Annotated in this window: 14 protein-coding genes; 3 read left to right on the top strand and 11 right to left on the bottom strand. The window is 36.3% G+C overall.

Going from position 1 to position 20,712, the window contains the following annotated elements:
* The first annotated feature begins 99 nt into the window (after positions 1 to 99).
* A complete protein-coding gene (locus ACIR131C_RS0109655) occupies positions 100 to 1,188 on the top strand; it encodes an ATP-dependent 6-phosphofructokinase (RefSeq protein WP_028090028.1) in 1,089 nt (362 codons plus the stop codon).
* Positions 1,189 to 1,323: 135 nt separating this feature from the next.
* Here ACIR131C_RS0109655 and ACIR131C_RS0109650 read toward each other — a convergent pair whose 3' ends face one another.
* From ACIR131C_RS0109650 to ileS, 6 genes are all read right to left on the bottom strand, one after another.
* Complete coding sequence (locus ACIR131C_RS0109650) at positions 1,324 to 1,530, bottom strand: hypothetical protein (protein ID WP_028084306.1); 207 nt, start codon at positions 1,528 to 1,530, stop codon at positions 1,324 to 1,326.
* A 205-nt stretch (positions 1,531 to 1,735) separates the two neighbouring features.
* A complete protein-coding gene (locus ACIR131C_RS0109645; RefSeq protein WP_231395433.1) occupies positions 1,736 to 4,864 on the bottom strand; it encodes a PAS domain S-box protein in 3,129 nt (1,042 codons plus the stop codon).
* A 289-nt stretch (positions 4,865 to 5,153) separates the two neighbouring features.
* Positions 5,154 to 6,662, bottom strand: a complete 1,509-nt coding sequence (locus ACIR131C_RS0109640; RefSeq protein ID WP_028090026.1) for a pyruvate kinase — start codon at positions 6,660 to 6,662, stop codon at positions 5,154 to 5,156.
* Positions 6,663 to 6,742: 80 nt separating this feature from the next.
* Positions 6,743 to 9,178 (bottom strand): phosphoenolpyruvate synthase, encoded by a 2,436-nt coding sequence (gene ppsA, locus ACIR131C_RS0109635; protein WP_028090025.1) that lies wholly within the window; start codon positions 9,176 to 9,178, stop codon positions 6,743 to 6,745.
* A gap of 277 nt (positions 9,179 to 9,455) precedes the next feature.
* Positions 9,456 to 10,061: a Uma2 family endonuclease gene (locus tag ACIR131C_RS0109630; protein WP_028090024.1), complete on the bottom strand. Its 606-nt coding sequence runs from the start codon at positions 10,059 to 10,061 to the stop codon at positions 9,456 to 9,458.
* 70 nt (positions 10,062 to 10,131) lie between these two features.
* Positions 10,132 to 13,041: an isoleucine--tRNA ligase gene (gene ileS / locus ACIR131C_RS0109625; RefSeq protein WP_028090023.1), complete on the bottom strand. Its 2,910-nt coding sequence runs from the start codon at positions 13,039 to 13,041 to the stop codon at positions 10,132 to 10,134.
* 151 nt (positions 13,042 to 13,192) lie between these two features.
* Here ileS and ACIR131C_RS0109620 point away from each other — a divergent pair, with 151 nt between their 5' ends.
* Together ACIR131C_RS0109620 and ACIR131C_RS0109615 are read left to right on the top strand one after the other, a co-directional pair.
* A complete protein-coding gene (locus tag ACIR131C_RS0109620; RefSeq protein ID WP_028090022.1) occupies positions 13,193 to 13,444 on the top strand; it encodes a hypothetical protein in 252 nt (83 codons plus the stop codon).
* On the top strand, positions 13,434 to 13,808 hold the full coding sequence (locus tag ACIR131C_RS0109615) for a type II toxin-antitoxin system RelE family toxin (RefSeq protein WP_028090021.1): 375 nt from the start codon (positions 13,434 to 13,436) through the stop codon (positions 13,806 to 13,808). The genes ACIR131C_RS0109620 and ACIR131C_RS0109615 overlap by 11 nt, the downstream gene beginning before the upstream one ends.
* Positions 13,809 to 13,857: 49 nt before the next feature.
* Here ACIR131C_RS0109615 and ACIR131C_RS0109610 read toward each other — a convergent pair whose 3' ends face one another.
* From ACIR131C_RS0109610 to ACIR131C_RS23890, 5 genes are all read right to left on the bottom strand, one after another.
* Entirely contained in the window at positions 13,858 to 14,325 is a 468-nt protein-coding gene (locus ACIR131C_RS0109610) for a hypothetical protein (protein ID WP_028090020.1), read from the bottom strand.
* Positions 14,326 to 14,351: 26 nt separating this feature from the next.
* Positions 14,352 to 15,284: a ParA family protein gene (locus ACIR131C_RS0109605; protein ID WP_028090019.1), complete on the bottom strand. Its 933-nt coding sequence runs from the start codon at positions 15,282 to 15,284 to the stop codon at positions 14,352 to 14,354.
* Positions 15,285 to 15,477: 193 nt separating this feature from the next.
* Complete coding sequence (locus ACIR131C_RS0109600; RefSeq protein ID WP_028090018.1) at positions 15,478 to 16,020, bottom strand: REP-associated tyrosine transposase; 543 nt, start codon at positions 16,018 to 16,020, stop codon at positions 15,478 to 15,480.
* Between the two features lie 367 nt (positions 16,021 to 16,387).
* The gene (locus ACIR131C_RS0109595) at positions 16,388 to 20,023 is read right to left on the bottom strand and encodes a serine protease (protein WP_028090017.1); all 3,636 of its coding nucleotides are present in this window, start codon (positions 20,021 to 20,023) and stop codon (positions 16,388 to 16,390) included.
* Positions 20,024 to 20,160: 137 nt separating this feature from the next.
* Complete coding sequence (locus tag ACIR131C_RS23890; RefSeq protein WP_051289648.1) at positions 20,161 to 20,697, bottom strand: COP23 domain-containing protein; 537 nt, start codon at positions 20,695 to 20,697, stop codon at positions 20,161 to 20,163.
* Between the last annotated feature and the right edge of the window lie 15 nt (positions 20,698 to 20,712).

The raw sequence follows: 20,712 nt of genomic DNA, 5'->3' as shown, positions 1-20,712 counted from the left end.
TCCTCATTTCTCCGTGACCTCTGTGCCTCTGTGGTTCGTTATTCCATGAATCTTGCGTAAGTCATAAGGTAATAGGTAATAGGTAAAAACTAACAAATAATGAAAAAACGTATTGGTATTCTTACTAGTGGTGGTGACTGTCCTGGGTTAAATTGTGTGATTCGCGCTGTTGTCAGTCACGCAATACAAACTTATGATTGGGAAGTAGTGGGTATTCCCTACGCGACTCAAGGACTGCTAGAGCGGAAAACCGTCCCTTTAGGTATCCACAGTTGGAATTTGCACGGTATTGACCCGCTGCTGAACATGGGGGGAACAATCTTAGGTACTATTAATCAAGGGGATACCTTAGCCCATGCTGATGAAATATTATCAGGTTATGAAGCGATCGCTTTAGATGCTTTAATTGCTATTGGTGGAGATGGTAGTTTAAATATTATTCACCAATTAGCAGTTTTAGGTAATTGGCATTTAGTCGCTATTCCTAAAACTATTGACAATGATGTCGCTTTGACAGAACGTTCCATTGGCTTTGATACCGCAGTTAATACTATTGTTGATGCTATTAATCGGCTTACATTCACTGCTGCTAGTCATGACCGAGTAATGATTATCGAAGTTATGGGACGAACAGCCGGACATTTAGCATTATACTCAGGAATTGCCGGCGGTGCTGATGTGATTTTAATTCCTGAAGTTCCCTATAGTATTCAGGGTATATGCAATCACTTGGGGGAATTACGCCATGGTTGTGATAGCCAAAGCGATCGCTGGTACAGGAAATTTGCTATTATTGTCGTAGCTGAAGGTGTATCAGTTTCTGCGGAAGATACAAATAGTGCCTCTAGTTGTATGATTGATAAATGTGGTAAAGGTCAGTACATTGCCGAAAAAATCGCTAATTGTAGTAATTATTTAATTAATACTAGAGTTTCCGTCTTAGGACATATTCAGCGCGGTGGTATTCCCTCAGCTTTGGACAGACTCACAGCTACTATGTTCGGTAAAGTTGCGGTTGATTTAATTGCTCAAGAACAGTACGACAAAATGTTAGCTTGGCAAAATGGAAAAGTTGTCACTTTCCCCATTGAAGATGTTATCAATCATAATCCCTCCCTTGTTGATCCCCACGGTGATTTAATCCAAACCGCTCAATGTTTAGGCATTTATATTGGTGAAGAAGTCTAAGTAGTCTAATTTAATCTCTCAATAACAATATCAACTTGAGCGGGCAAGATGCCCACACCACAAGATTTTTGTCATTAATATCTGTAACTCTTGAGCGGGCAAGATGCCCACACCACAAGATTTTTATCAAAAATGTTATTTTCCGGCTTCCGCAAGTGCTTCTAAATGAAAAGCCACATTTTTAAGTGCCATTTGAATTTCGTTACTGTAACCAATACTTCTCCACCTTGGGGTTGTGGCATTGTCTAGCGCGGTTGTATCAAGGTATTGTGCAAAAACTATCAGTTTTTCGGTGTCTGTTGCTGCTGTTGCCAAATTTTCTAAAAATTCTTGAGGTGTCATAGATTTGCCAGAAAAGGGTAAAAGTCTCAGAAATCAGTCAATTGTATGAGCATAAGTTCTGTAATCTCAAAAATCTGTCCAAAATATTCAAATATTCATTCAAATATTCATTCAATCACGACTTTACTGCTGTATTCAAAACCGTAGTCAGGACTTTAGTCCTGTATTCAAAACCGTGTAACACTGATCAAGGCTAAAGCCCTGACTACAGACAGAGGACAAAATTTAATTTTTCTAGTAATTCTTGATTGGTATAGGGTTTTAATAAAATCGCGGCAACTTGAGCTTCATTATCTGGTTCTATATTGCGCCCACTACAAGCAATTATTTGCACTTGGGGATTAATTTTTTTTAATTTGTAAATAGCAGTATTTCCATCCATTTCTGGCATCATTATATCCATTAATACTAGTTTGATTTTGTCCTGATTTTGGATATAAACATCAATAGCTTCTTTGCCATTTCTAGCAGTGATAATTTGATAATTGTAGCTTTCTAAAATGGTTTTTGTAACTTCGATAATTTGCGCTTCATCATCTACCAATAAAATCACCTCTCCCCGTCCCTGATACATTTTATGATCATCGGATTTTAACAGTGAAATTTCCTGGTTTATTGATGGTAAAAATACCTGAAATTTGCTGCCTTTTCCAACTTTACTATCAACATTAATAAAGCCCTTGTGACTTTTAATAATTCCTTGCACTGTTGATAGTCCTAATCCTGTTCCTTTACCAAAGTCTTTAGTAGTAAAAAATGGCTCAAATATTCTTTCTACTATTTCCGGTGACATTCCTATACCCGTATCCCTAACAGTAATAACAATATAATTCCCAACTTTAGCATGACAATTTATTTGCTGGATCTCCTGATCAATATATAAATTTTCCGCAGAAATAGATAGATGTCCACCATTGGGCATAGCATCAGCAGCATTAACGACTAAGTTCATTACTACTTGATGCAGTTGGGTTTTATCCCCATAAACTGGAAATAGTTTGGGAGAAAGATGGGTAGAAAATTTGATAGATTTGGAAACTGTTTGTTTGGCAAACTGTATAGTATCCTTAATCAAATCATTAACTTGTAAAATCGTATATTTACCTTCAACTCCTTTAGCAAAGGATAACAGTTGTTTGACTAAAGCCGCTCCTTGTTTGGCATTATTTTCAATGATTGTCAGCATTTGTAAAACACGATTATTTTCTTGAGGAAATCTAGTTTTAAGTAATTGAGCAGATCCTAAAATCGGAGTTAAGATATTATTGATATCGTGAGCAATACCACCAGCTAAAATACCTATACTTTCCAATCTCTGAGCGCGGAAATACTGCTGTTGCAGTCGTTTCTTTTCTGTAATATCAGTATCTACCGTCAGAATAGATTTAGGGTGGCCATCAGTATCTAACATTAATGTCCAGCGACTTTGAACAATAATTTCCTCCCCTAATTTTGTTTTTTTGTATAATTCACCCTCCCAACTTCCAGAGTTAAATATAGTTTCCAGGGCTGCTATCTCTTGTTGATTATCATTGGAGTTATAGAAAATATCCTTGGTATTTCTCACTAAAACTTCCTGACTTTGCCAACCATACATCCTTTCTGCTCCCTGATTCCAAAAGATGATTTGAGATTTTAAGTTTCGCACTAAAATTGCATCAGTAGCAATATCTAAAAGAGCAGCTTGTTCCGATATTTTCCGTTCTGTTTCCTTGCGGTCGGTAATGTCTCTAGTTGTGGCAATCATTCGTAGCGGCTGACCATTTTCATCATAGTGGAGTTTAGCCCTAGTACCCAACCACCTGAGACTACTATTACTAGATATCACCCGATATTCACAGGACAAATCAACTCCTTTCTCAAAAGTCTCATGCACACAATGACGAAAATGCTCACGATCTTCACTGTATATTAAATTGAGAAATTCTGCGTCTATAGGAGACAAAGCATGACCAGATAGACCACACATTAAACCCATATTTGGAGACCAAAAAACCTCATTCTTTTGGATATGCCAATCCCATATCGCTGTATTCCCCGCTGCCATTGCTAAACTAAGTCGTTCTTCGCTTTCTTTTAATGACTGTTGAATATTTTCCCGTTCAATAATTTCCTGTTGTAATCGCTCATTAGCGGTTATTAATTCTGCCGTACGTTCCGCTACTTTGATTTCTAAAAGGTCACTATTTTGACGTAGTGCAGCTTCTAATTTTTCCCGTTCATGCAGTGCAGCGTGCTGTTCACTAACATCAGATATTGACCAAAGAAAACGAGTGCTTTTATTTAGATTATCATACAGAGGATTAACTCTGACTTTGCCAGGAAAGGGTAAACCTTGACGAGGACGTAAATACATTTCCCATTCCTGTAAATTCTGCAATTTCCTTAACCTGGATACAAAATCAAAACGGTATTTTTCAGCAATATACACCACTAATGGCTTACCAATAAGTGCCTTTTGAGGGACAGATAATAAGAATGATGCAGCTTGATTAGCTTCTTGAATAACACCTAAATGATCAGTTACAAAATAACCATTAGGTGCAAATTCAAATAAATTTTGATAACGCAGTCTTTCTGCTTCGGTAATTTCCCGAGAAAGGATCAGTTGTTCATTTTGTTGACGCAGTTCCTCTTCCGCAATTTGCAATTCTTCTAAGGTTTCTTGAAGTTCTTCATTAATTTTTGGATTACAAGGAATTTGTTTTTCTCCCGACGCTTGCAAAGCATGAGAAATTTGCCCACGAATTACTTCTAGTTTTTGATTAACTGGGTTGTGTTCTGTGGTTGATTCTGCAAAATTCTCCCTTAATGCTTGCATTATACTAACTATTTCTTCTATATTTAAGGCTTGTAATAAGCTCTTCTCTGTGATGATACCTATTAATTTTCCTGCGTTATCTACTATTGGTAAATGCTGAATACAATACTGCTCTAAAAGGGTGAATACTGTTAAAATATGCTCAGATGATGATGCCTTTAAAGTAATTAGAGGCTGAGTCATCACTTCAGCTATTTTTACCTCTGATAGGTTGATATTTAAGGTAATTACTTTCAATATATCTTTGATTGTAAATATTCCTTGCAACTCGTTTTGATTTAATACTAGAACATAGTCCTTTGCTTTTTTAAGTGGGTTATTAACTTGATAATTTGGTGATTGATTTATTAAGTTAATCGCATCCATAACACAACTATCAGAACTAATAGTTAAAGGAGAATAATCAATGATTTGACTTAAACTAGGTAAGTTAATAAAGGGCTGGTTAAAACCATTATTTAATAAATCCATTGGTTTGATATTATGGGTAGATGATGTTGTGACTAATTTCATACCTGTAAAAGCCTAATAATTAGTAGCTAATCAATTTGATAGGAATACTTTAATTTTGGAGAATTAAAAGATTTATTTCTATCAAAACATTAGGTAAAATCTGGTACAATTTGGTAATAGAGATATAATTCGATTATAAACTTCCTCCTTAGATTGTAACCTGAAAACTTGATATATAAAGTTTTAATTTTATAAATATTTCCCATAGTGAGCATTCATAATTACTATACATAGTTTTGTGAAGACATCCGCGGAAAGGAAGATTGATGTTGAATTTTTTTCATACCAATTACCAAGAATGTAAAGCTCTTAACTGGGGTGTTTTCTTAACTTGGTGGGCTTGCATTCTGGTGAGGACATCATCTAAAATACCCACAGCTTCAACAATATAAGCACCTTTATTCAGCATGACACATTCTGCTCGTTCCGACATGGCCGCATCGGTAATTTCTGCCCGTGAAGGCATTCCATGTTTGACGAGATTTTCTAATACTTGGGTTGCCCAAATTACGGGTATATGGGCAGCTTCGCATAACCATAATATTTCCTCTTGAATTTCCGCTAGACGTTGATAACCAATCTCAATAGCTAAATCTCCCCTAGCAATCATAATTCCAAAGGGTTGTTTACCTGCGGCTTGAATAATTAATTCTGGAAGACTGCTAACGGCTAGGGGTGTTTCTATTTTAGCAACTATGGCAGGTATGGGAGAATTTTCTGGTAATCTGGCTGTTAATTCCTGTTGTAAAAGCTGAATATCTTCAGCAGTTTGTACATAGGAATAGCCGATAATATCAACTTGATCAGCATGACTAGTAATAAAGTCTAAATCCTGCTTATCTTTTGCCGTCAGGGAACTCAAATGCAAATCAGTGTCAGGAAAATTGATGCCTTTTTCTGGTAAGATCTTTTCACCTTTAAGCCTAGCATGGGTGATTTTTAACCATACGCCCTGGGGTGTAATTGACTCTACATAAGCGCCAATACGTCCATCATCGATCCAAACTATTGTGCCAATTTTGAGTTCTTTTAATACCTCTGGAATTGTACAACTGACTTGAAAATATTGAGAATTAATTGCAGTTGGTAAATCCTGGGCTAGGAGGAGAGATTCACCTTTAAATATCCGCTGTTTAGGGCTGGGGGTAAGGGCAGATTTAATTCGGGCTTTGGGACCACTCAAGTCCATGAGAATTTTACAGACAGATCCCAATTCTAATTCTGCTTGTTTGACATGATTAATCATTGCTAACCATTCAATAGATGTATCATGAGCGCAATTTATCCTAACACAGTTTGTGCCTTGACGAATTATATTTTCCAGAAATTGATAATTAGTCGCGGCTTCATTTGGTAACGTCACCATAATTCGGACGCGACGCTTATCTATCGTGTTACCAAATAAATCTTCAGTATTTTGTTGCAGCAAGCGATCGCCCTCAAAAAATAATTCCAAAGGAGGATGTATAATTGTTGAGTCTTGTTCTGGGCGACAAACTGCCTGTAAGGTGGCAATGACAGCATCTAAAGTCGGTAAAACCTTAGCCTCTATCCTCCCTAAAGATGATAAACCCCAGGGCATTAAGGCCGCTTGTAGTTCTCGTAAATCGTGTCTTCTCAGTGCTAGATAATAGGCCAGATTGAGACTACTTTTAATGAAAGATTGACGGTGAATTTGCTTTTTCCATTGTTGAAATATTTCTGTTCCTTCTTCACTAATAGATTGACGAAGTTCCTGTAATGTGGTAAGCAAAATACAGGGATTAGATAAGTCTAAATCTAGATTTGTTGTTTGCATATTGGTTAGTTGTCAGTGGTAAGTTGTTAGTTGTAAAACTGTTACCTATTACCCATTACCCATTACCTATTCCCCATTACCTATTCCCCTTTTTCTGCTTTGGCAATTTCTAACATTGTTTTGATCACAGAATCAGGATTTAGACTAATAGAATCTATACCTTGTGCAACGAGGAAACGAGCAAATTCTGGATAATCACTGGGTGCTTGTCCACAAATACCGATTTTGCGGCCATTTTGTTTAACTGTAGTTATGGCTTTTGCTATTGTTCTTTTTACAGCTTCATTGCGTTCATCAAATAAATGTGCAACTAATTCAGAATCTCGATCTAATCCTAATGTTAATTGGGTTAAGTCATTAGAACCAATAGAGAAACCATCAAATACTTGGCTAAATTCATCAGCTAATAAAACGTTACTGGGTAATTCGCACATGACGTAAACTTCTAAGCCATTTTCACCTTTAACTAAGCCATTTTTTGCCATTTCTGCTAATACCTGTTTTCCTTCTTCGGGAGTACGACAAAAGGGAACCATCAAAATCATATTGGTTAAACCCATTTCATTTCTTACCCGTTTCATGGCTTGACATTCTAATGCAAAACCTTGACGATAACGAGGATCATAATAACGAGAAGCACCACGCCAACCAATCATCGGATTTTCTTCTTTAGGTTCAAATTGTCTACCTCCTAAAAGATTGGCATATTCATTACTTTTGAAATCAGACAATCTGACAATTACAGGTTTAGGATAAAATGCTGCCGCAATTGTGCCGATACCTTGGGCTAATTTAGTAATAAAAAATTCGGCTTTGTTTTCATATTGTGCCGTTAATTCGCTAATTTTATATTTGGCAAGTTCGTCTTCTAATTTGTCAAAATGTAATAATGCTAAAGGGTGGGCTTTAATATGGTTAGCAATAATAAATTCCATTCTTGCTAAACCAACACCATCATTAGGAATTGCTGTCAAACCCAGGGCTTCTTCAGGATTACCTACATTCATCATAATTTTAGTACGGGTACGGGGTAAATTATCTAATGGTAATTCTTGAATTTCAAACTTTAATAAACCCGCATAAACTTGACCTGTTTCCCCTTCTGCACAACTAACAGTAATCTCTTGTCCAGTTTCTAAAATTGTAGTTCCATTTCCGCAACCAACGATAGCAGGAATGCCCATTTCTCTAGCAATAATTGCTGCATGACAGGTTCTTCCTCCAGAGTTAGTGACAATAGCGCTGGCCTTTTTCATGATTGGTTCCCAGTCTGGGTCTGTGCGGTTGGTAACTAGCACTTCTCCGGCTTGGAAAAGGTTAATTTGATGGACATCAAGTATGATTCTAGCTTTACCTTGACCGATCATTTCGCCCACGCTACGACCTGTTAATAAAACTTGACTTTTTTCTTGGAGTTGATAAGTTTTGAGAACGGTTTTTGATTTTTGAGATTGAACTGTTTCTGGTCTAGCTTGGACGATAAATAATTCACCAGTTACCCCATCTTTTGCCCATTCAATATCCATTGGTGTGGTTATTCCCCGAATTTGGGAATAATGATTTTCAATGATACAAGCCCAGTCAGCTAATTGTAATATTTCTTGATCATTGAGAGCAAATTGATGACGTTCAATTTCAGGAACACGAACATTTTTAGTTAATTTTGATCCACCTAGATCATAAATCATTTTAATTTCTTTTGTTCCCAAACGCTTTTGGAGAATGGGCTTATATCCTTGTTTTAAAGTGGGTTTAAATACTAAATATTCATCGGGATTAACAGCGCCTTGAACAATGGTTTCACCCAAACCATAAGCAGCAGTGATTAAAGCTGCATCTTGAAAACCTGTTTCCGTATCAATAGAGAACATTACTCCAGAAGATGCTAAATCAGAACGTACCATTTTTTGGACACCGACAGATAAAGCCACTTCAAAATGATCAAAACCTTTAATTTGTCGGTAGGAAATCGCCCTATCTGTAAAAATAGAAGCAAAACATTTATGACAAGATTCTAATACTCCTTGCAGTCCATGAACATTTAGGTAAGTTTCTTGTTGTCCTGCAAAACTCGCATCTGGTAAGTCTTCGGCTGTGGCACTAGAACGCACAGCTACATCAGTATTAATACCATATTCTGCACATAAACTTTGATAGGAATTAGCGATCGCTTCTTGTAATTCTAGCGGAAATGGAGTTTCTAACATCAATGATCTGGCTTTTTTTCCACATTCCCGCAGATTATCCATATCTTCGACATCCAAATGTGCAAAAATCTTCCTTAATTTTACCTCTAAACCAGCCGCAGTTATAAAATATCTATAAGCACCAGCAGTAGTCGCAAAACCATTGGGAACTTTCACCCCTTTGGAATTTAATTGTTGAATCATTTCCCCCAAAGAGGCGTTTTTACCACCTACCAAGGGAATATCTGCAATTCCCACGGAATTAAAGGGTAATACTAAAGCTTCTGGGATAGTTTGGCTATTTTCTTGATTGCGTTTAATTTCCAGCATTTCTGATATTCCTTCCATAGCTAATATTATTTAATTCAGAACCGAATTTAAATGTATATCTTTGAGGATGTTGCTGATATATTTGCATTCTAGACTATAATTCGACTTGAGAATAATATGGCGAAATAATATGTAATATATATAGGGTTTGCTGAATAAAGCTGAATAAAATTTATTTTTACAAAGTGACCTAAGTATAAATTCATCCTACTATGTTATCTCTGCGGCTCTGGGTGAGACAAATTCATACTTTTATTTAATTTATTGAATTTATTTATCACCAAATCTCACTTAAATCTAACACAAATCCCGGCAAAATATCCTCACCAGTTAATGTTTGCGGATTATCTAATTCTTCAACTCCACAATTAGGCCGATAAATAAATACTTTGCGTTGTTTTCTATCAATTAACCAAGCTAATTGTGTGCCATTGTCTATATATTCTTGCATTTTTTCTTTTAATGTAGATAAATTATCATTTTCTGAACGCAATTCTACTACAAATTCAGGACAAATAGGCGCGAATTTCTTTCTTTTCTCTGCGGGTATTATTTCCCATTTTGTGCGTTTTATCCATGCTGCGTCGGGAGAACGGACTGCACCATTAGGTAGGGTAAAACCACCACTAGAACCAAATCCTACTCCTGTACCATCTTGTTTTGTCCAAATACCTAATTCACCAATTAAATTAAAATTGCGTTGACCTGTTTCTGAATCTGTAGGAGACATAATGAATAAATCTCCAATTTGATTACGTTCGATTCTAAAATGACGATTTAACTGACAGAAATCAAAAAACTGATCATCTGTCATGATCATATTTGGTAGCATTTGTAATACCATTGGTAATATTTCTAAATCTACAGATAATTGTGTGTTCATGATCATTAAAAATGGTAAGATGATTCAGATCCCCGACTTCTTTTTAGTAGAAGTCGGAGATATTATGGTTCTAAAACTCTCCAGCTAAAGCAGGAATACACCGTTCACAGAGTAAAGGATGTTCTGCTGATTCACCAACATGGGGCGAATAATTCCAACAGCGATCGCATTTCTGATATAATTTACCATTATGCTCTTGTTCTGCGGCATTGACTACCCCAATATCCCAATTATCCTCACCTTGAACTCGCAAAGTTTTTAATCCTTTTAATGTGTCAGGTGTATCTAATAATTGCACTTCAGAAGTGAGGAATAAATATCGTAATTCATCAATTCCATTACCGCTAACATTCAAAGGTTCAATAGCAGCGCGTAATTTTTCATCACTGAAATAAATCAAAGCAATAGCTTCTAAAGAAGAACCAATTAACTTTTCTACCCGCGCTTGTTCCAATACCTTATTAACATCACTGCGAATGCGTCGCAATGTTTTCCAAAATTCCGCTAATTCAGGATTATCCCATTCATCATTCACCTTAATCCAACCAGCTTGAAAAACTGATTTATGAGTCGTTTTATAGGGGATAAATTGCCAGATATCCTCCGCAGTATGACACAAAACGGGAGCGATCGCTTTAGCTAAATTTTCCAAAGCAATTTGCAGAACTGTTTGACAACTACGACGACGGAAAGCATCAGCAGAACTGATATATAATCTATCTTTCGCAATGTCTAAATAGAAATTTGACAAATCTACAACACAGAAATTCTGCACAGTTTGGAAAAATCGGAAAAACTGGAAACTATCAAAAGCTTCCGTCACCTCATTAAACACCTCACGAATGCGATGCAGCATATATTTATCCAAATCTGGTAAATCATCAAAGGCTACAGCATCCTTCTGAGGATCAAAATCATGCAAACTACCCAATAAAAACCGTGCCGTATTGCGGATTTTATTCCTTACATCAGCTAATTGCTTGATGATATTACCACCCAAACGGACATCACCAGAATAATCTACCGAAGAAACCCACAACCGCAAAACATCAGCGCCATAAGCGGGTTCTTTTTTCTGGTCTTTTCCACCCAAAATCATTAATTGAGGGTCTACCACATTTCCCACAGACTTACTCATTTTCCGTCCATGTTCATCCAAGACGAAACCATGAGTTAAAACAGTTTTATAAGGTGCAATACCATTAACCGCCACACTAGTCAACAAAGAAGATTGAAACCAACCGCGATGTTGGTCAGAACCTTCCAAATACATATCCACAGGATAACACAACTCCCGTCTTTGCTTCGCTACCGCCGCCCAAGAAGAACCAGAATCAAACCAGACATCCATTGTATCTGTACCCCGGCGGTAAGTCTTGCCATTGTTGCGGTATATTTCCGGTAATAACTCCTCCACAGACAACTCCCACCAAGCATCAGAACCCCTGGCAGCGATGATAGCTTGAACATGATTAATCGTGTCCGCATTCAGCAAAATTTCCCCAGTTGCTTCATCATAAAACACCGGAATCGGCACACCCCAAGAACGTTGACGAGAAATACACCAATCCGATCTTTCTGCTATCATCGGCGTAATGCGGTTTTCACCTTGGGGAGGAATCCAGCGTACCGAGGAAATAGCCGTTAAAGCCTCATCCCTAAATCCTGACACAGAAGCAAACCATTGTTCAGTAGCGCGGAAAATCGTCGGTTTTTTCGTTCTCCAGTCATAAGGATACTTGTGAGGATATGCTTCCTCCTTCAACAGAGAACCAACCTCATGCAAAGCGTCAATAATCGCTTGATTGCCTTCGCCCAAAACATTCAAGCCAGAAAACTTACCAGCTTCATCCGTAAAATTACCACTATCATCAACAGGGGCAAGAATCGGCAAACCGTAACGCTGACCAACAATGTAATCCTCTTGACCATGACCAGGAGCAGTATGTACCAACCCTGTCCCGGACTCAGTAGTGATATAATCACCACCAACCACAACCGGACTTTCACGGTCAAAAAGAGGATGACGGTAAATAGTACCTTCCAAATCCTTGCCGACAAATTTGGCTTTTACCGTTAACTGCATATTCAACTTAGTAGCTAAATCTGCTACCAAATCAGCCGCAACAATCAGATACTTGCACTCTCTCTGCGCCTCTGCGCCTCTGCGTGAGACCTCCACAACCGCATACTCCAACGCACCATTTACAGCCACAGCCAAATTACCGGGGATAGTCCAGGGGGTAGTAGTCCACACAGCCACGCCCAAATCAGGCAGGAACGGCTCTAAAACTGATTTTAATTTTTCCGTAACCTTCACCACCGGAAAAGCGGCGTAAATGCTGCGAGAAACGTGACCTTCAGGATATTCTAACTCAGCTTCTGCTAAAGCGGTTTTAGAACTAGGACTCCAGTGTACAGGCTTGAGACCGCGATAAATATAACCTTTGAGGAACATTTCCCCAAAAACGCCAATTTGCGCGGCTTCGTATTCTGGCTGTAGAGTTAAATAAGGATTTTCCCAATCACCCCAAATCCCATAGCGTTTAAAACTTTCTCGTTGCTCATCTACGGTTTTTAGTGCGAACTGTTTCGCTTTTTGACGCAATTGCAAAGGAGTGAGATTTTGGCGTTCTGCCTGTTTCATATTTTGCAGAACTTTTAACTCAATGGGCAACCCGTGACAATCCCAGCCAGGAACGTAACGAATCTTACGACCTTTTAGCAATTGGTAGCGGTTAATAATATCTTTGAGAATCTTATTTAAAGCATGACCAATATGTAATTGACCGTTAGCATAGGGAGGACCATCGTGCAGTATAAATAATTCGCCGGGGTTGTTTTCAGCCAGTTGAGAATAAATGTTGTTTTCTGCCCAGAATTTTTGGATTTCCGGTTCACGCTTAATGGCGTTTGCCCGCATATCGAAGTTAGTCTTGGGTAAGTTGACGGTATCTTTGTATTTTCCAGTTTCGGTCACAGGTTCATGCCTAAATGTAGGTGTGCAGGTTATCCGATCAATTATAAGTCGTCGGTTGGGTTGAGAAAACCCAACAACGCTTATTGGTATTTTGGGGTTAATTTTTTGTTTTTGCAGGTTTACAATATATAAAGTCACCCACAATAGACTTATGACACTAACCCTCAGCTTACCACCAGAATTAGAACAGTATTTAATACAGGAAGCACAACAACAAGGTCTTTCTGTGGAAACTTATGCAGTGCAACTTATTCAAAAATCTATTTTCCAATTGGAGAAAAATTCATTTGAAGAAACACCCACAGAAATTGTCATTGAAGGTATTCATCAGGGAATAAAAGAAGCATTAAGTGGACAAACTATACCTCTTTCACAAATGTGGGAAGGAATAGATGCAGAATAATGAATCACTACTAATTGAAATTGCTCTTACTCCTCGTTTTCAAAGAGATTTGCGAGAACTAGCTAAACGCTATCGTTCCATTCGTAGTGATATTCAACCTTTAATTGATCAACTACAAGCAGGTGAAATTCCTGGAGATAGAATTGCGGGAATTAAATATCAAGTTTTCAAAGTTCGTGTTAAAAACAGTAACATTCAAAAAGGAAAAAGTGGAGGATATAGGGTGATTTATTATCTAAAAAATGCTCAAGGAATTATACTCACTACAATTTATTCTAAATCTGATCTGACAGATGTGAGTAATGAAATAATTGAACAAGCAATAGCTCAATATGAAGAAGAAAATACCATTCCAGATCAATAAAAATATAAAATTTAACTACTTGAGTAAATTTTTCATTTTCATGTAAAAATTAATCCTCTAGTTTTGGTCTTCTTCTTTTCTGTATAAACTCTATTTGAGACCTATAACCTATTGTTGCAGAAACAATACGTTCTCTTAGTTCTTGTGAGGTTTGTTTTTGTGTTGATATTTTCAAGAATTTTGCAAAAGACTCCAGAGATTTTTTTGTAGAAAAATGAGATTTCAAAAACTCTATTCCTTCCTCCATAGAATTTAACTTATCTAATTTTTCTGCAAGTTGAGTATGGTCTAAATTCTCAGACTGCTGATTTTTATTAATGGTTTTGCGAGATGTCTTTTCTAACTTTTCGACAATAATATGCTTGGGATAATGACAATTCACCCTTAGTTGTGCTTTCCCTTCTAAAATATCTTTCTTTTGCTGATCATTAAAATTTAGCCATTGTCTCCTAACTATATCAATTACTTCTTTAGGTATATCATCTATATCATCGTTGTTAACTGAATATTGATTCATACTGCTTATATGGTAATTTTGAAAAATTATCTAAATTCACTTAATAAATACTCAAACTCATCTACAAATTCCTTTATCTCTTGAATAAGATGTGGAGGTGCAGATGAATTTAAAATAACTGGAATCCTATCTTCTGAAGCAGTTGAAAACAAACTTTGATATTCTCTAATGAAAGTATCAAATTTGTTTAATTTGTGATTTTTTTCGATATCGTCTATATACCTTTGATGATCTTTAATTGGTTGTTTACCTTTACTCACCTTAACCATTGTAAATAGTATCTTAAGAATCTTCGGATCAATGGATGAGGTATTAGCTTGTTTTGCATAAAAGTTATAGTCATCTTTAAAATCATGAATACTTTGGGTTAAATACGAAATTCCTAACGTAGAAAGATGATCAGGTCTTGCAGGTATTACAATATAATTACTTGCTGCTATAGATGTTTGAGTTACAATATTAAAATTGGGAGGACAGTCTATTAAAACAAAGTCATAGCTTGATGTTAATGTCTCTAATCCTTGGCAAATTGAACTAAAAATTGTTATATATTGTTCTGCTTGTTCAAGTCTGCCATATCCTCCTGCTAACCTGCCAGCAAGTTTCATATCAATATCAATCAATGATAAGTCAGAAGGAATTAAATGTAATGAACCTTGTTCACTATATTGTTGTATTTTTTCATTAATTGGACTTGGATCAACTCTCAAATCACTCAATGATTTATAATTAGAGATGCCCTTGACAAATGGCGTAAAAAATGTTTTTAAAGTCAGTTCTTTTTCATCAAGCCAACCCAGTTCATTCAACTTTAAAAAAGAGAAGGTTAAACTGCACTGAGGATCAGCATCAATTAATAACACTCGATACCCTCTACAGGCTAATTCTGTTCCTAGATTAGCGGTGATAGTGGTTTTACCAACGCCACCCTTATAGTTAATAATAGATACTACTTTCATACTGAAATCGAAGTGATTTTTGCAAAAGAGATATAGTTATGGATTAAAACCCATGTTCACATTATACTACTAAGCGTCCGCAAATGGCAAATGTAGGTTGGGTTGAGGAACGAAACCCAACATCACCCATTGGTATTTTAAATTTAATGTTGGGTTTCATTTCATACCCTTCGGGATCTTGCTACAACCCAACCTACTCGTTGCCAATATCATCATCAAAAATAATTTCCTCACCCGCACCCCACATCATGTCATACATACCTTGACGCACAGCGCGATGAAAACTGGAATATTCCCAATCCTTTGGTGCTGTTACCAAACCATGTTTCACGGGATTATAATGAATATATTCAACGTGATATTGAAAATCTATTTCATCTCTAATTAAATGTTCCCAAAAACGATATTGCCAGATAGTCCGTTGTTTCTTCTTTTTTCTAGATAAAGATATATTTTCTGGTGAAATAGTTTCACATTTATGACTAAAATAACTTTTAATTAAACGCCAACGGGTAGAAAAATCATGATCATTTTCTGGTAATGTCCAAATACAGTGGAGATGATCAGGTAAAATAACAGTAGCATCTATAATAAATGGATGTTTCTGCATTACATAACCAAAAGCATCTCTTAATAAAGAAACATTTTTTGGTAAACATAATATTTTTTGTCTTTTCTCTGTCACCACTGTAAAAAAGTATGTTCCTCCTGCCACTTTGGCGCGGCGATATTCCATACTATAAATATCCTGTGAATAAAGTTGTGTTTTATAAACTTGATTTTACTCCGTAGGTTGGGTTGACGCAAGGAAACCCAACATTAATTATACAGCGAAACACAACCCGACATTAATTATACAGCACTTCCCGATGTTATAAGGTACAAGAACCCCACCCCCAACCCCCTCCCCGCAAGCGAGGAGGGGGCTTAAGATCTACCTAGAGTGGAAACCCCTGTAATATGTTGGTGGGTGATGTTGGCTTTCGTTCCTCAACCCAACCTACAAATATTGGCGGTTATAAAGAATGAGTGAAAGTATGCCCGAATTACAGCAGATTTGCGATTTATGAGGTACAGTAACCGATATATATGGAAAAGATCCCCTAAATCAAAACTTTAATTCTGGGATTTTTCAAAAACTCCTGACTATTTTTTATCAACTTTTCACCCCAACCATTTTCTTTGAGAAACTCTATCTTTCCATAACGTTTATCTAATTTTAATGCCATTTCTGCCGATTTCAAACCGGCTTCTTGATCACCTTTCTCATACAAGGCTACACCTAATGCTAAATGTGCTTCTGCAAAATTGCTATTGATTTTGATCGCATTTCGCCAATGATTAATTGCTGTTTCTACTTCTCCCATTTCATAGGAAACTATACCTAAGTTCGTGTAAGCTTCGGGATAGTCTGGTTTTAATTTAATGGCTTGAGTGAAATCATTAATCGCTTGTTTGTAGTCTTTTAAGAAATAGTGAGCAATACCCCGAACATAGTAGGCTTCGGTAAAGTCGGGTTTTAATTTAATGGCTTGAGTGTAATCATTAATCGCTTGTTTGTAGTCTTTTAATTGAAAGTAAGTAAGACCCCTATCACCATAGTATCCTGCATTTTTAGGATCAAGTTGAATGGCCTGAGTATAATCATTAATTGCTTGTTTGTAGTCTTTCAATTGAAAATATGCAAAACCCCTAAGATTATAGTAAATAGCATTTTTAGTGTCAAGTTTAATAGCTTGAGTTAAATCATCAATTGCCTGTTTATAGTCCTTTAATTCAAGGTAAGTAAGACCCCTCGCATTGTAATATATTGCATTTTTATCGTCAATTTTAATAGCTTGAGAGTAATCATTAATTGCCTGTTTGTAGTCCTTTAATTGAAAGTAAGCAAGACCACGACCGACATAGTATATTGCATTTTTATCGTCAATTTTAATGGCTTGAGTGTAATCATTAATCGCTTGTTTGTAGTCTTTTAATTGAAAGTAAGTAAGACCCCTATCACGATAGTATGTTGGATTTTTAGGGTCAATTTTAATGGCTTGAGTGTAATCATTAATTGCCTGTTTGTAGTTTTTTAAATTCCGGTGCTCATCACCTCTAGCTTTATATACAATACTAATACGTGTATTGTAAGAGCTAATAAAGATTTCATTATCTTTAAATTCAGAGTATCTGCGACCTCCTACAGTGTATGGTCCATTTTTAGGGTCAAGACGAATAGCTTCTGTTAAATCAGATATAGCTTGTTTGTAGTCTTTTAACCCTGAGTAAGCAATACCCCTAGATGCATAGTATGAAAAATCTTTAGGGTCAAGACGAATAGCTTCTGTTATATCTTCTATGGCTTTTTTGTAGTCTTCTAAACTTCCGTACACCAAACCTCTGGCGTTGTAATATTGAGCATTTTTAGGGTCAAGCTGAATGGCTTTAGTAAAATCAGTTATGGCTTGTTGATACTTCTTTAATTCAGAGTAAGCATAACCCCTGTGGCTGTAATATTGAGCATTTTTAGGGTCAAGTTGAATGGCCTGAGTCCAATCATCAATTGCCTGTTGACGCTTATTTAACAAACTGTAAGCAAGACCCCTTGAGTGGTAATAGTCGGCATTTTTAGGGTCAAGTTGAATGACCTGAGTAAAATCATCTATGGCTTGTTGATATTTTTGTAAATTCACATAGGACCAACCACGTGAAAGATAACTGTGTTGAAAGTCGGGATAAAATTTAATGGCTTGATTGTATGCCTCAATTGATTCAGGAAAACGCTTTAATATAGCAAGGGATAAACCTCGCCAATAGTAAAGATCAAATTGATTAGGACTCAGAGCAATGGCTTTATCAAAAGATGTCAAGGCTTCGGGATGTTTATCTAATAACCCAAGCACTCTACCCCGCAATTTCCAAGCTTGAGCAAAGTCGGGATTAATTTTAAGAGCTTTATCAAAAGCAGTAATAGCTTCTGTATCTTTTTTTTCACTAAAAAATATCACCCCCTTGAAATACCAAGCTTGATAAAAATCCGGTTTTTTGCTAATCGCTTTATTAACAGCTTTTATTGCTTCTGCATATTTTTGAGAACGCCATAGTTGATTAGCGTAATTTAGCCATGATATTTCATCATCACTATTTTTAGGAACTTCATCCAATGGTAATAAATATTCACTAATTACATCCTCTTCCGATTTTTTTAGTGTAGCTGGTGCAGTAGTTTCGACTTTTAAATCTGAATCTATTCCTACCTGTTCAACTAAATTTAAAAATGTTCTAATGGGAATACCAGAACTACTACCTAAATTGATTTCACCATCAAAATCGAGTGATATTTCACCTTCCACTCTGCCATGAATACCAATCAATCTTCCTTGGGTATCTAAAACTGCACCACCACTCATTCCGCCTTTAGTAATATTACTATAAAGTAGATCATAACCATCACTTAAAACAGTTTGTATTTGCACGGGTATCAGAGAACTTTGATTATTGAAACTTAGATAAGTATTTAACTTAATGACTTGCTGTTGGCTCAAAATTCCCGCCGTCAAAATCCGATGAGGTTTGTTTTTATTTTGTTGTTTATTACCAGGAAAACCAGAAACAAACACTTTTTGACCTTTAGTATTTAAACTATAATTTGCTAAAGTTGCAACTCGATATTTTTGATTACTGGTAAATTGAACAACGGCTAAATCAACTCCAGGCATTCTTTTCGCATTGCTGACATTTATAGCATATCTTTGATTATCTGGTGCGACTATTTCTAACTTATTTTTTAATTTTTTTTCATCACGATTCCAGATAACATGATCTGCAGTCAACACATAATAAATATTACCTTGCTGGGCAATAATTACCCCAGAACCCATATCTGTGGAGTTAACATTAGGAATTAACACCGTAATTTCTTGGGCAATTTGATCAATATTTTGGATTAAACCTTTTTTTGCTCTCAAACCGGAATTATCAATCTTTCTAGGTGATTTAGCCACAAATTCCGGGACTATCTTAGCAACACTATAAATCGGTAAACCCCAACTATATTGACGCATTTGCTGACGTTCGGCTGCGCTGGGTTTACTATTGTCAATATAAGTATATATTTTATCAGAAATAGGATAGGCATGAACGGCATTAATGCCAATAACTTCACCTTGATAATTTAATATTGGTCCGCCACTCATTCCCGGTTGAATTTTGTTATTATAACCAATGCGATAACCTCTTTGAAAACTTTTATCTGGTAATAGAGAAATTTGTCCTTCTGTGAAAACTAATTTAGCACTATCACTCACAAATCCAGCTGCGACAATTTTTTGATTTACTGCTATAGGTGCGGAAGTCCCTAAGGTAGCTATGGTATATTCTACTGTTGATTGAAACTGGAATAAAGCTACATCTTGATTTTTTAAAGATGCTGGTTTTTCTTTAATCACATTAGCAGGATATATTTTTACATCTGGTGCTTGGATGCGATAAGATTCACCTCGATTAATCACATGATCATTAGTTAAAATAGTGTAATTATTACCATTTTTGGCAATTAAAGTTCCTGAAGCACTGCCATTTTTAGTTAATACTTTTACGGTGATAGATTTGGCTAAATCTTGTAATTGTGCTGAACTTAATACTTTTTTTGTAGTTTCTTGTGCGGTAACTTGAGTAGCAGAAATTAGTAATAATTGTTGAGGAATAGTTAATAAAGCGGTTGTGCAGATGAGGGTCAAGAATAGGCGTTTCATTTTGGTTTATCAGTATTATTTGGATAAAAAATTTCATTTGTAGGGTGTGTTAGCGACAGCGTAACGCACGATTTTTAAGCATTGTTATAGGTTATGGTGCGTTACGGTTTGCACCTAACGCACCCTACGGTTATTGATTATTGCATTTTATTTGCTGGTGGTGTATTCAGGAATTGGCGAATATCAAGGTAAAATTTCCGTTCTCCAGAATATTGGATAAGAGGTCCGGTCGTAGCACTACCAAACCAGAGTTTGTTTAAGTGTCTGAGAACATTTTGAGACTTGTCCTGAGGTCGCAATGTAAATAATACAGTATCACAACCACCATCACCATCTATTGAACTCACAGAACAAATTACTTTATTACCGTTTTGAAAAGCATTGGTAACGTAATTAAGACTGCCGTTATTAAAAGCTGTTTGGAAGTTCTGAGAAACTGTTTTACAACGTTGTTGTGGTTTAACTCCTCCTAATACAGATGTCCAAGTTACCATTGCTTTTTGGAAATTTGGTGTCCAAAGAAAAGTGGTAGGAACAGACTTTCCATTTTCGGAGTAACGACTTGTAGAACAGATAAAGCGAATTTGATTATTAGCATCTTCTTGAGCAAAAACAGGAGTAGATGCTAATGTGGTGGTTAAAAACAGTGTGGTTAATAATGCTAATTTCATCATTTCTTAAATCTCCTA

Source organism: Dolichospermum circinale AWQC131C, assembly GCF_000426905.1.
Classification (GTDB): domain Bacteria; phylum Cyanobacteriota; class Cyanobacteriia; order Cyanobacteriales; family Nostocaceae; genus Dolichospermum; species Dolichospermum circinale.
Note: the sequence above shows the minus strand (reverse complement) of the source record. Positions and strands in the feature narration are given on the sequence as shown.

Bases quoted from the DNA above. Each gene is read 5' to 3' on its own strand.
- ACIR131C_RS0109655 (WP_028090028.1), top strand. From the start codon at position 100: ATGAAAAAACGTATTGGTATTCTTACTAGTGGTGGTGACTGTCCTGGG.
- ACIR131C_RS0109650 (WP_028084306.1), bottom strand. From the start codon at position 1,530: ATGACACCTCAAGAATTTTTAGAAAATTTGGCAACAGCAGCAACAGAC.
- ACIR131C_RS0109645 (WP_231395433.1), bottom strand. From the start codon at position 4,864: ATGAAATTAGTCACAACATCATCTACCCATAATATCAAACCAATGGAT.
- ACIR131C_RS0109640 (WP_028090026.1), bottom strand. From the start codon at position 6,662: ATGCAAACAACAAATCTAGATTTAGACTTATCTAATCCCTGTATTTTG.
- ppsA (WP_028090025.1), bottom strand. From the start codon at position 9,178: ATGCTGGAAATTAAACGCAATCAAGAAAATAGCCAAACTATCCCAGAA.
- ACIR131C_RS0109630 (WP_028090024.1), bottom strand. From the start codon at position 10,061: ATGAACACACAATTATCTGTAGATTTAGAAATATTACCAATGGTATTA.
- ACIR131C_RS0109620 (WP_028090022.1), top strand. From the start codon at position 13,193: ATGACACTAACCCTCAGCTTACCACCAGAATTAGAACAGTATTTAATA.
- ACIR131C_RS0109615 (WP_028090021.1), top strand. From the start codon at position 13,434: ATGCAGAATAATGAATCACTACTAATTGAAATTGCTCTTACTCCTCGT.
- ACIR131C_RS0109610 (WP_028090020.1), bottom strand. From the start codon at position 14,325: ATGAATCAATATTCAGTTAACAACGATGATATAGATGATATACCTAAA.
- ACIR131C_RS0109605 (WP_028090019.1), bottom strand. From the start codon at position 15,284: ATGAAAGTAGTATCTATTATTAACTATAAGGGTGGCGTTGGTAAAACC.
- ACIR131C_RS0109600 (WP_028090018.1), bottom strand. From the start codon at position 16,020: ATGGAATATCGCCGCGCCAAAGTGGCAGGAGGAACATACTTTTTTACA.
- ACIR131C_RS0109595 (WP_028090017.1), bottom strand. From the start codon at position 20,023: ATGAAACGCCTATTCTTGACCCTCATCTGCACAACCGCTTTATTAACT.
- ACIR131C_RS23890 (WP_051289648.1), bottom strand. From the start codon at position 20,697: ATGATGAAATTAGCATTATTAACCACACTGTTTTTAACCACCACATTA.